Below are 12,170 nucleotides of genomic sequence, written 5' to 3'. Positions count from 1 at the left end.
TATGCTAAACATTTTGTTGAAGTTAAACAGTTGGAGGAATGGGAGAAATTAAAATTCGAGGAACGCCGGAGAAATCTAGGGAATTGGCCTCTCGTTTTATTATGAGCTAGAAGAGTTTGGGTGTCTTATGTTCTTTTCTATATTTTTCATCCATATATATATAATGATTGAACGAACTCTCAGTATACAAAGGAAGAGGAATAAGCTTTGGAAGAGTTCGTTCACTCATTCATATGTGAGAAAGATAGCTGCCTAAATGTTCTAGCGGGAAAGATAAGGGGGGAGACGGTAAAGTAGATTTTTCTGATGGAAAGAGGAAATAACTATCGATACTGTTGTTATATGTCAACAATGAAAACTTACTGCTAGGACATTTTATTTAAAAAATGATATTCAATTATTAACATAGGGGGCGTCTTATTGAAAAGGAAATCGCAATTCGCTGCATTTCTACTCGTGATTGTGCTGCTTGTCACTGGGTGTAGTAGTTCTGGCTCAAACTCAGGATCAGCTTCTAATGACGAAAAGAAAATTGAATTGACTATGTCTGCATGGGGAAATCCAGCAGAAATTAAGGTGTATCAAAGGGCTTTAGATGAATATGAAAAGCAAAATCCAAATATAAAAGTGAAATTAATCCCTGTTCCAAGTGACAATTATGAACAAAAACTGTTAACTCAATTGTCGGGTGGTCAAGGAAACGATGTTTTTTATGCTGGAAGTGAAACGATCTCAAAATTGATCTCAACAGGAGTTATTGCAGATTTAACAGATTTCCTTGATAGTTCCTCAAGTTTTGTGAAACCGGAGGAGTTCTCAGAAGGAATGTGGGGGCCGGCGGAACTAGATGGAAAAATATATGGCGTAAGTGTTGATGCAAACCCATACCTAATGTATTACAACAAAAAAATTCTTGAAGATGCTGGTATAGAAAAGACACCACAAGACTTATACGAGGAAGGGAATTGGAATTGGGACACCTTCGAAGAAATAACAGGTAAAATTAGGGATGATGGTAAAAAGGGCTTTGTAGTAGACAATAATAATGAGGTTTTCTTTTCTTGGGTATGGTCCAATGGTGGACAACTTTATGATGATAATGGGCAGTATATTTTAGAAGAAAACGAGAAAGCACAAGAAGTTTTCACATATCTTGAAAGGTTAATCCAAAATGATCAGGCTATCTATGCTGGTTCTTTACCAAAAGGGCAGGGTGCTGATGCCATGTTCATGTCAAATCAAGTTGGATTTATCAATGCAGGGAGATGGCTCACACCAATGTTTAGTGAAAATAAATCATTGGAATTTGACTACATTCCTTGGCCCACTAATACCGAAAATAAAATGGAACCTACTTCTATTGGTGTAGCATTCATGGCTGTGAACAAAGAATCAAAACATCTAGAAGAAGCTATGAAATTTATGTCCTTTTACACTTCGGAGGAGGGACAAAAGGTGCGCCAGACGGAGAATGGAAATGCGATCCCATCCGTAACTGGAATTGATGAGCTAGTCCAGGAAGCGAAAACTCCAGATCACCCTGAATACCTTATCGATGCACGCGATATTGGGAGAATTGAAGATCAGCAAACTCGAATTCCCGGTCTAGGCAAAGAAGTAACCGACATCATGGACCTTATGTATCTTGGCAAACAAGATTCGGAAAAAACGATGAAACAAGTTTCCAAGAAAGTAAAAGAAATAGTAGAGAAACATAAGCAAGAGAACTAGATGAAGGAACGGTCATAAATAGGGGAGATGATATTTCTCTCTTATTTTTGATGGAGATCATGGATAAAGCAGATTTTGTTCTTTTGGAGGGATTAGAGAACATGAGAAAAAATAACACGTTTTGGGGCTATTTCTTTTTAACCCCGCAATTAATAGGTCTTTTGGCTTTTTCCGTAGTTCCGCTTGTTTTCGCTTTTGTCCTCAGTTTTACAGACTGGGATGGATTTGGAACAAAAAACTTTGTTGGCTTCAGCAACTTTATCAGTCAATTTCAGAATAGAGTGTTTTGGAAGGCTATATGGAATACAGCTTTGTATACAATTTTATATGTTCCTATAGGAATTGCGATTTCCCTGTTATTAGCTATAACACTAAATAATATTAAAGGAAAAGAGTTATATCGGGTCTTTTTTTTCATGCCTGTTGTGACAAGTTCTGTCTCTGTTGGAGTCATTTGGATGTGGATTTTAAACGGTGACTTTGGCATTTTAAACCAAGTGTTAGAGGTGATTGGGATTCAAGGTCCACAATGGTTGACTGATACGAAATGGGTGATGATTTCGATTGCGATGTTAAGCATTTGGTGGCAAGTGGGATATAATATGGTGATTTTCTTGGCTGGCCTCCAGGGGGTATCCAAAAGTTATTATGAAGCTGCCCAAATCGATGGGGCATCTAAGTGGCAGCAATTTCGTCATATTACATTGCCATTGATATCACCAACAACTTTTTTCGTCTCTATCATGGCGATCATTAGTTCATTTCAGGTATTCGATCAGGCTTTCGTTATGACAAGTGGAGGTCCCGCAAAAGCTAGTTATACCCTTGTATACCACATATACGAAACCGCATTTGTTAACTTCCGAATGGGCGAAAGCTCGGCTGTTGCAATGATCCTGTTTGTCATTATTTTGATTTTCACACTTATTCAGTTTGGTGCATCGAAAAGGTGGGTCCATTATGAAAGCTAATACAGTTGAAGTCAAAAATCCAATACTTAAAAGAAGTAGGAAGAAAATGAACCTATTTACATTAATCATCCACTTTTTGGTAATATGTGGATCATTAATTATGATTTTCCCTTTTTTGTGGTCAATCAGCAGTTCCTTGAAAGATATTTCACAGATTTTTATCATTCCTCCGGAGGTTATTCCTAACCCATTTGTTTGGTCAAATTATCCAGACTCCTTACAAGCGATGCCATTCGGGAGGGCTTATTGGAACAGTTTCTATATTACTTTTCTCGTTGTTGGTGTTTCATTATTAACAGCATCGATGGCTGCCTATGCGTTTGCAAAAATTAAATTTCGAGGATCGAATTTCCTATTTATCTTCTTTTTGGCAACCATGATGGTTCCCAACCAAGTTACGATGATTCCTCTTTATATGATTATGGATAAAATTGGTTGGTTGGATACACATTTATCCATTATTGTGCCGGGCGCATTATTCAATGCATTTGCGGTATTTTTACTAAGGCAATTTATTATGGGAATTCCAAATGAGTTAGAGGAAGCAGCTATCATGGATGGAGCTAATCCAATCAAAATTTATTGGAAAATTGTTTTACCGCTAGTTAGGCCGGCACTAGCTGCAGTTGGGATTTTCTTATTTTTGGGCTCGTGGAACAATTTTCTACAGCCATTGATTTATTTAAGCACACCAGAGTTATTTACCGTGCCGTTGCTTCTCAACTATTTTAAAGGTCTTTATGCAACAGACTGGGCATTAATGATGGCGGGCTCAACAATCTCCGTAATTCCAGTCTTAATTATTTATATTATCGCTCAAAAACATATTATTGAAGGAGTTGCTTTAACTGGTATTAAGGGGTAAGGAAGGTTTCGAAATCCCGAATCCTTAGAGGTTAATTGCTGAAGGAAGTTCCAGTGGTCAATTAGACTTCTGGGACTTTTTGCGAATTCCATATTTGCGATTTTAACAGCCCGCCGAAAGAAGTCCTCTTCCTCAGGGAGCTAAGCGAACAGGGAGGAGGATGGGTCATTGTAAACAGAATTTTTTTTATTTTCTTTCTATTTATACTTGTTGTAGAGAATATATGTTTGGTATACTATACATAACGTATAAGTGTGGAGAGGTGACGATCATGAAAAAGAAGGTTGGAGAGAAGTTCACATCGGAAACAGAGATACTTGTGAACGATCAAGGAGGGGTTGTTCACTTAACGGTTTAACCTAAGGTGGATTAAAATAGAATTTCCAATGGATAAATAAGGAGAGGATGTAAAAATGCATGTAGAAATGGCGCTGCTTCGAAGTACTCCGGAAGAGAAGGGGGTTGATTCTATCACAATTTCTCGTTTTTTGGAGCGAATCGAGGAAGAAAAGATCGAACTTCATAGTTTTATGATGGCCCGTCACGGTTCTGTGATTGCGGAGGGATGGTGGACCCCATATAAACCCGATTATAAGCATATGCTTTTTTCAATGACGAAGAGTTTTACGGCATTGGCGATGGGGTTTGCTATTTCGGAAGGATTGGTATCGCTAGAAGAAGAGGTGCGTTCCTTTTTTCCAGGAATGAAGAAACGAGCCAAAAGTAAATTTAGGGAAATAAGAGTGAAAGACCTGCTAACCATGAGTGTTGGGCACACGAAGCCAACGATGGGTGGAGAATTACGTCAGCTGCAAGGAAGTTGGGTAGAGCACTTTTTTCAGTTAGCTGTCGAACATGAACCAGGCATCCACTTTCAATATAATTCGCTTGCCTCTCATATGGTATCAGCCATCATACAACAGGCGACAGGACTGAAGATGGCTGATTATCTTCAGCCAAGATTATTTGATCCTTTAGGTATTATGAAACCAAGTTGGGATACCTCTCCAGAAGGGAATACGACAGGTGGAGGCGGATTAAGCCTTAAGACAGAAGATATAGCGAAATTTGGTCAGTTTATACTGCAGAAGGGCTCATGGAAGGGAAAGCAGTTGTTACCTGCTGCTTGGGTAGAAGAAGCAACGGCATGTCAGATTACAACCGGAGATTCTTTAGAGGATCAACAAAGTTACGGTTATCAATTTTGGCGTTGCCGGCATGATGCGTATCGGGCGGATGGAAAATTTGGTCAGCTATGTATTGTGATGCCTGCCCAGGATACAGTGATAGCCATTACAAGTGGATGTGATAATGCCGGGAAAATATTGGATCAGGTATGGGAAAATCTATTCCCAGCAATAAGAAATCAGCCCCTACAGATAAATGAGCAAGGACATAAATCTCTAATAACTAAAATGAGTCATCGGATTTTACCGATTCCATCTTATCCAATAAGCACTTCTCCGATATCTTCTAACGTGTCTGGGAAGATTTTTAGAATGGATGAAAATCTGGATCATGTAGAAGAGATCGTTTTTGTATTTGGAGCAGATTTTTGCCAATTTAGGTTGAAGGATGATCAGGGAGAACATGAAATTTTGTGTGGGTATCAAACATGGCTAGATGGAACGACCACGATGACCGGGCATAACCTTCATCATCACTATCAACCTGATCAATTAAAGGTCAGTGCCAGAGCAGGATGGAGGAATCAACATGAATTAGAACTGACATGGTGTTTTGTAGAAACTCCCTTTACAGATACGGTTGTTTGTCATTTTCAAGGAAATCGGCTCAGCTTAAATCGCTCAGTCAATACAGATAAAGCAGTAGAACGTCCTACTATATACGGAAAATGGATATGAAAGGACATTGGAGCGTAAGTTTATGAGAAACTGTTGGGGACAACTGTTGGGGACAACTGTTGGGGACAGGCCCCCACAAGGGTACTGCGTTAAAGCGATGAAGAATGCTCTTCTCTAAATGAGGAGCTTCAAGATCATATAGAGTATACGGAAATACAAATTATGAGATTTTGTAGGACCTTTTCTATCAGTATTTGGAGAAATATCTTTTAATACCGCTTCATTTAGAACCTGTTAAAATAAATATGAAATTAATCGTTGTATATGTAAAAATAGATATATGCTGTTATAGAGAGGGGGTCTGTTTGGCAAGCGCTTTGCCAAATTTGCCCATGAAAAATAGATATATTTTATTATCGCTTGTACTTTTTATCATTCTTCTAGTAGGTGCACGAATGTTATGGACGGACTCATTTCATGATCAGCAGCACTCGACGATTAAAAAGGGTCAATTGGATTTACGTGATTGGCATGGGGAAGAGGATGGAATCCTTTTGCTAGATGGGGAATGGGAGTTTTATCCGTCCGAACTATTGATGGATGATGAGCAATCATTGAATGTTAGCAAGAACTCGCAACAGTTTATTCAGGTACCAGGGAGATGGAATAGAGATCTGGATGACAAGAAGTCAACTCCCTATGGATTTGGAAGCTATCGTTTGCGTGTGCATGTTGATTCGGAAAAAAACTATAATTATAGTATTCGTGTACCAAGTGTGCGCAGCTCTTCAGAAGTATATGTCAATGGACGATTGTTGGCTAAATCTGGGCAGGTGGGAAAAACAAAGGATGACTATGTAGCGAAAAATTTGCCTTATTCAACAACATTTACGGCAGATGAAAATGGCATAATTGAGATTGTGGTTCAGGCGACAAATTTTACTGATGCTCGTAGTGGTGGGATTGCTCGCTCGATTAAATTTGGTACTGAAGCAACCATTATGAAGGAAATGAAATTATCGTATATGATGCAATTACTAGTTGCCGTTATTTTTTTGATGCATGCCGTGTATGCCCTTATTTTATTTTTTCTAGGAAATCGGGAAAAGCAGCTGCTATATTTTTCATTGCTAGTATTTTGTATTACATTAATGAATTTAGTAAGCAATGATGAGAAGTTATTCCATTTACTATTTAATATTGGCCATGAATGGGATTTTCGTTTGGCGAATTTTCCGATTACAATCTGCTGTTATGCATTATTGCAGTGTATGAAAGGGCCGTGGATGCCTTCATATTGGCGGAAAATTTCTCCCGTATATGGATCCGTACTTATTGGAATGGCTATAATTACATTATTTTTGCATCCCACTCAAATTATAAAACTATTTCCAGTTTATTATCTGTTGGTTGGGATCACCCTTACAGTTACGATTATTACAGTTTTTAAAAGGCTTACTGATAATAGAGAAGAAAATACTTTACTACTTTTTTCCCTTACAGCAATCATTCATCATTTTATATGGGAGATAGGGTGGAAGGAAAGTGGCATTAGTGGTGTCCATTATCCATTTGATAAGATTATTTCGATCGGTTGTTTTGCATCAATTTGGTTTAAAGGTTATTTTGACATGCATGCTGAAACAAAGGAGCTTGCTTCGACTTTGCAAAGAATGAATGATCAAAAGGATCAATTTTTGGCTAATACAGCACATGAATTTAAAAATCCACTCCATAGTATTCTTAATATGTCACAATCGCTTTTAATGAGAGAACAACCTGCATTGCGGAAAGAGAGCATTCGGGAACTTGAAACAATATTATCTGTTGGGCAACGGTTGACGGTCATTTTAAATGATTTACTTGATGTAGAGAGTATTCAGGCAGGTACACCACGTTTACAGAAAAAAGTTATTTCTCTAGAGCCGATCGTGATCGCTGTTATGGATATGCTGCAATTCATGGTAGAAGTCAAATCAGTGAAGTTTGTCAATCAAATACCGGAAGATTTACCCCCTGTGATAGCAGATGAAAATCGATTGACTCAAGTTGTTTTCAATTTGCTTCATAATGCGATGAAATACACGAACGAAGGCGAAATTACAATTCAAGCTTTTGTTAAGGAGAAAAAAGCTTATATTGTTGTATCAGATACTGGGATTGGGATGGATAAAACCATGATTCAGCGCTTATTTCACCCATATGAGCAAGCAGACTTCAATGAAACAATGATGGAGGGCGGATTTGGATTAGGGTTAAGTATAAGTAAACAATTGATAGAACTCCATGGAGGTACTTTAAAAGTGTCCTCTGTATTAGGAGCAGGATCGAAGTTTACATTTTCGTTAGAATTAGCTGATTTAAATGCGAAGAAAAAGAATACTGAAGTTTATCGATCTGAACAGTCAATCACACAAAGTCTGTCTGTTCATCATATTACAGCTGCTGCAGTTGATGCTGATGAAATGAAAATCTTGGCATCTACAACAGATACTTCGCAACGGGAGATGGATACAGAACGTCTTTCTATATTGGCTATTGATGATGACCCCGTTAATCTTCAGGTACTAGAATCCATCCTGCCAGAGGAGGAGTTCGATGTAATCACTGCAACAAGTGGACAAGCAGCTTTGAACATCTTAGATGATAGAGAATGGGATTTAGTGGTTTCTGATATTATGATGCCGCAGATGTCTGGATATGAGCTAACCCGAATCATTCGCGAACGATATTCTTTGACGGAACTCCCTATATTATTGCTTACTGCAAGGAGCAAACCCAAAGATATACAAGCAGGATTTTTAGCTGGAGCAAACGACTATGTTATGAAGCCGGTTGAAGCTTTAGAAATAAGAACCCGTATCAAAGCACTCACTACTGTCAAACAAGTGGTTCAGGAACAACTGCAACTAGAATCCGCGTGGTTACAAGCTCAAATCCAGCCTCACTTTTTATTTAATGTGTTCAATTCTGTTGCGGCTTTAAGTGAGATGGATCTGGATAAAATGCGCGATTTATTAAATGAACTAAGTCACTTTTTAAGAAGCAAATTTCAATTTCAACATTTTGATGAGTTTATTCCAATTGAAGAAGAGCTCAGCATTGTACGTTCTTATCTTAAAATAGAACAAGTTCGATTCGGAGACCGATTACAAGTCGTTTGGGAAGTCGATGAGGATAAAGAAGTAAAAATTCCCTTCCTGACAATCCAGCCATTGGTAGAAAATGCCATTAGACATGGCGTTATGAAGCGTAACAGTGGGGGAAAGGTTTCTATCTGTGTTTCTATATATGATACTTATGCTAATATCACGGTTGAAGACGATGGAGTTGGAATGGAAGAAGCTAAATTAAACAGCTTATTAGCAGGAAAAGCAAACCAGAAAACGGGAGTTGGCATCATCAACACCGATCAACGACTAAAACGCCACTTTGGCACAGGGCTTCATATTATAAGCACACCAGATATAGGCACAACCGTCACCTTTACGGTCAGTATCCCACCACGTTAATACGTTTCTCAGGATTTTTTAAAAAAGGACTTAGTTTCATAGAAACGAATCGTTAGGGTTCAATGATTGTTAAATTAAACACTAGAGACCCAAGGGGGAACAGTCACCAATTCAATTTTGATAGTCTAAAATCTCTCATGATTTTCTAACCCTCAACAACAGGCTAACAACGCAAATCTCGCGCTGTTAGCCTCCTATTTTACACTTTTGATTTAAGTAACAAGAAAATAAAATACGGCACTCCGATTAAGGCGACGATAATTCCAACTGGTAATTCAGCGGGCAGGACAATGGTTTTGGCGATCAAATCAGCGCAGATGACGAGTATAGCCCCGATGAATCCACTAATTGGCAAAACAAATTGATGTTTCAAACCAACGAGTCTCCTGGCGATATGTGGGGCTATTAACCCAATGAAGCCGATATTGCCTGATACAGATACACATGTAGCAATAATCGCAATACTTGTTAGTAAAAGAATGATCTTCTCTTTTTCAGTTCGAACCCCAAGATTGATGACGGATTCTTCGCTTAACTGAAATAAATCCAGTGTATGAGATTTAATAAATAGAATCGGTACAAGGATTAAAAGGATTGGTATGAGAACGAAGACAAAATACCAGTTTGCATTCCAAATGGTCCCAGTAAGCCAGATTGTAGCCGCGTCGAAATTACTTGCGTCCATTTTTAAGGATATATATAAAGAAACAGCACTGAACCCCATCCCGATTGCAATTCCGACTAGAATTAGTCGTTGCGAGTCCAATTTTCCTTTGTCCCACGTTAATAAAAAGATGGAAAGAGCTGCAATGAGTCCACCGATAAATCCAAATGCAGGCATGAGCAGTGCTGCAAACCAGCCTTCATAGGCAATCTCCCCTAAAAAGAGGAACATGAATAAAACGATCGCAAAGCCTGCACCAGCGTTAATGCCTAATATACCAGGATCAGCTAAACCGTTTCTCGTAATCGCTTGGATAACTGTTCCAGAAACCGCTAGTCCAAAACCAACTAATCCAGCTAAAATAATTCTTGGCATGCGAAACTCTAGTAGCATTAAATCAAGTTCGTGAGATGGATTGATTCTAAATAGGGTGTGGTATACGTCTGCAAAACTTGCTTGATAAGCCCCGCTTACAAGACTAATATAACTAGCGATGATCCCCCCGATCACCAAGATGACCAACACTTTCCAGAAGCGGCGCTGTTCCGGGCTATGCATATCTTTTTCCTCCTTTTTTCTTTATTAGATAAAGGAAAAAGGGGACACCGATAATAGAGGTGACAACACTGATCGGTGTTTCAAATGGATAGTTTAAAAACCGGCTACCTACATCTGCTAATGTTAAAAATAAGCCACCTAAAACGCCTGAAACCGGCACAATCAATCGATAATCTGAGCCAATAAAAAAACGTGTGATATGGGGAATGATTAACCCAACAAAAGCGATTCCACCGGCAAGGGCCACCGAAATACCAGTAAGGATGGAGACAGCAATAATAACTAGCACTTTTGTCTTGAATGTTTTTTCACCTAATCCAACTGCAACTTCTTCTCCTAATGAAATAATTGTCACGGATTTGGAGACAAGAATGGCTAGCCCAACCCCGATAATCGCAAATGGGATACTTAATGTAATCAGCGTCGGATCGAGTTGATGCAACCTGGCATTATACCAAAAACTGACTTGTTGGGTCACTTTGAAGTAAATTGCCAATGCACTCGCAAGGCTGCTTAAAAATGTCCCGATAATGGTCCCAATAATAGCTAGTCGGACTGGATGGAAGCCATTTGAGATGACAGAAGCTAATCCAAATACAATTACCACACCAAGAAATGAACCGATCAACGAATAAAGGATGAGTGAGAATGATCCAGAGTTAGGAAAAAAGACGATACAGATCGTAATGACAAAACCAGATCCAGCCGTTACACCCATAATCGAAGGGGATGCAAGATAATTCCTTGTCATCCCCTGCATTAAAGAACCGGATATCGCCAAAAACATGCCAATCAAAAAGGAACCAATCGCTCTAGGAAACCGCGAATAGGTAATAATATGGTGATCTGCATTGTCTTTATCAAAATGAATAAAGGATTCTAAAATGGTTGTATATGGGATCTGCTTTGTTCCAAATAACATTGATAAGAGGATCACTAAACAGATGAAAATGGGTGCTAGTAACAAAATAGTGATTGCTCTTTTTCTGTTTGCTGTAACGGTTGTATTCCTCAACGTCACTCACCTAAATTTTCTTTAATGGCATCAAGAAGTAAACCGCGACTATAAATCGGTCCACCTTCTAGAATTGGATCAATGGTATTGACAAATACCTTGTCTTCTTTCACTGCTGATAGACTTTGCCAAATAGGATTATCCTCTACATCCTTTAATAATTGGTCTTCATTTTGAGCCTCAGCATTTTGCACGAAAATAACATCAGGATCGACTTCAGATAATTTTTCTAGTGAAATCGCCTCTTGAGCTTTCGCTTGTTTAATCACATCGGGAATAGGTAACCCAAATTCATGATAGATCACTAAATTCAAAAAGACATCATCTGGATAGACGTACAGTTCTCCACCTCTTATACGGATGGCAAGAACATTTAAATCTTCTAAATCAGAAAGTTCTTCTTTGGTTTTAGCAAGTTTTTGATTATATTCTTCAATTGCTTGTTCAGCTTCTTCTTTTTTACCTGTTATATCAGCGAGTGTTTTTAAATTATCGATTCCATCTGTAGAAATATGAGAAATCTCTACCATCGGTGCTAATTTTTTTAGTTTTTCTTTCGTTTCATCAGGGAATTTCGTACTTACTAAAATAACATCAGGTTTTAGCTGTAAAATGATATCTAGATTTGGTTCGGTTTTTTCTCCAATAGGTTCAGCCTCTTTGACGACATTTGTAAACACTTCGGGAAATTCCCCGCCAATCGTATTGGCGCCAACAGGGTGTAAGTCCAGTACTAAAGAATCTTCAAATGATTCCATCGCACCTACAATCACGATTCGTTCGGCCTTTTCAGGAATTTCATATTCTTTCCCAAGATGGGTGATAGTCCGCATCTCTTGCTTTTTATCACTCACATTATCTGTCGAAGCAACAGTTGCCTCACTTTCTGTTTTATTATCACTGCTGCAACCAACTAAACCTAACACAATAATCAAGGATAAAAATATTGTCCATTTTCTAAGCATGATGGTTCCTCCAACGTATTTAATTTTAAATGAAAATGAAATTCATTCTCAATTGAAGTGAAGTTTTTTTCCCAGCAATAAGGG

General features: G+C 38.4%; 8 protein-coding genes. 5 read left to right on the top strand and 3 right to left on the bottom strand.

Annotated features, from left to right (window positions below; genetic code table 11):
• Positions 1 to 420: 420 nt before the first annotated feature.
• The 5 genes from KI375_RS09355 (at position 421) to KI375_RS09335 (ending at position 8,884) form a co-directional block, all read left to right on the top strand.
• Complete coding sequence (locus tag KI375_RS09355) at positions 421 to 1,731, top strand: ABC transporter substrate-binding protein (protein ID WP_244852467.1); 1,311 nt, start codon at positions 421 to 423, stop codon at positions 1,729 to 1,731.
• 101 nt (positions 1,732 to 1,832) lie between these two features.
• Complete coding sequence (locus KI375_RS09350) at positions 1,833 to 2,702, top strand: carbohydrate ABC transporter permease (RefSeq protein ID WP_212973242.1); 870 nt, start codon at positions 1,833 to 1,835, stop codon at positions 2,700 to 2,702.
• Positions 2,703 to 2,748: 46 nt separating this feature from the next.
• A complete protein-coding gene (locus KI375_RS09345) occupies positions 2,749 to 3,567 on the top strand; it encodes a carbohydrate ABC transporter permease (RefSeq protein WP_244852512.1) in 819 nt (272 codons plus the stop codon).
• 413 nt (positions 3,568 to 3,980) lie between these two features.
• Positions 3,981 to 5,432, top strand: coding sequence for a serine hydrolase domain-containing protein (locus KI375_RS09340; protein ID WP_244852464.1), 1,452 nt, complete (start codon positions 3,981 to 3,983; stop codon positions 5,430 to 5,432).
• 305 nt (positions 5,433 to 5,737) lie between these two features.
• Positions 5,738 to 8,884, top strand: coding sequence for a hybrid sensor histidine kinase/response regulator (locus KI375_RS09335; RefSeq protein ID WP_374706824.1), 3,147 nt, complete (start codon positions 5,738 to 5,740; stop codon positions 8,882 to 8,884).
• 199 nt (positions 8,885 to 9,083) lie between these two features.
• Here KI375_RS09335 and KI375_RS09330 read toward each other — a convergent pair whose 3' ends face one another.
• The 3 genes from KI375_RS09330 to KI375_RS09320 all read right to left on the bottom strand — a co-directional run bounded on the left by KI375_RS09330 (position 9,084) and on the right by KI375_RS09320 (position 12,086).
• On the bottom strand, positions 9,084 to 10,106 hold the full coding sequence (locus KI375_RS09330) for a FecCD family ABC transporter permease (RefSeq protein ID WP_212973240.1): 1,023 nt from the start codon (positions 10,104 to 10,106) through the stop codon (positions 9,084 to 9,086).
• Positions 10,099 to 11,028, bottom strand: coding sequence for a FecCD family ABC transporter permease (locus KI375_RS09325; protein ID WP_244852510.1), 930 nt, complete (start codon positions 11,026 to 11,028; stop codon positions 10,099 to 10,101). Before KI375_RS09325 ends, KI375_RS09330 begins: the two co-directional genes overlap by 8 nt.
• A gap of 95 nt (positions 11,029 to 11,123) precedes the next feature.
• Complete coding sequence (locus tag KI375_RS09320) at positions 11,124 to 12,086, bottom strand: ABC transporter substrate-binding protein (RefSeq protein WP_212973239.1); 963 nt, start codon at positions 12,084 to 12,086, stop codon at positions 11,124 to 11,126.
• Positions 12,087 to 12,170 lie beyond the last annotated feature (84 nt).

The sequence above is a fragment of the Bacillus sp. J14TS2 genome, assembly GCF_018333015.1.
Classification (GTDB): Bacteria; Bacillota; Bacilli; order Bacillales; family Bacillaceae_C; genus Lederbergia.
The sequence above is the reverse complement of the archived record's forward strand: the minus strand, read 5'-3'. Positions and strand labels throughout refer to the sequence as shown.

What these genes read in the sequence shown, in the direction of transcription:
- KI375_RS09350 (WP_212973242.1), top strand. Translation starts at nt 1,833, where the DNA reads ATGAGAAAAAATAACACGTTTTGGGGCTATTTCTTTTTAACCCCGCAA.
- KI375_RS09345 (WP_244852512.1), top strand. Translation starts at nt 2,749, where the DNA reads ATGAACCTATTTACATTAATCATCCACTTTTTGGTAATATGTGGATCA.
- KI375_RS09340 (WP_244852464.1), top strand. Translation starts at nt 3,981, where the DNA reads ATGCATGTAGAAATGGCGCTGCTTCGAAGTACTCCGGAAGAGAAGGGG.
- KI375_RS09330 (WP_212973240.1), bottom strand. Translation starts at nt 10,106, where the DNA reads ATGCATAGCCCGGAACAGCGCCGCTTCTGGAAAGTGTTGGTCATCTTG.
- KI375_RS09325 (WP_244852510.1), bottom strand. Translation starts at nt 11,028, where the DNA reads ATGTTATTTGGAACAAAGCAGATCCCATATACAACCATTTTAGAATCC.
- KI375_RS09320 (WP_212973239.1), bottom strand. Translation starts at nt 12,086, where the DNA reads ATGCTTAGAAAATGGACAATATTTTTATCCTTGATTATTGTGTTAGGT.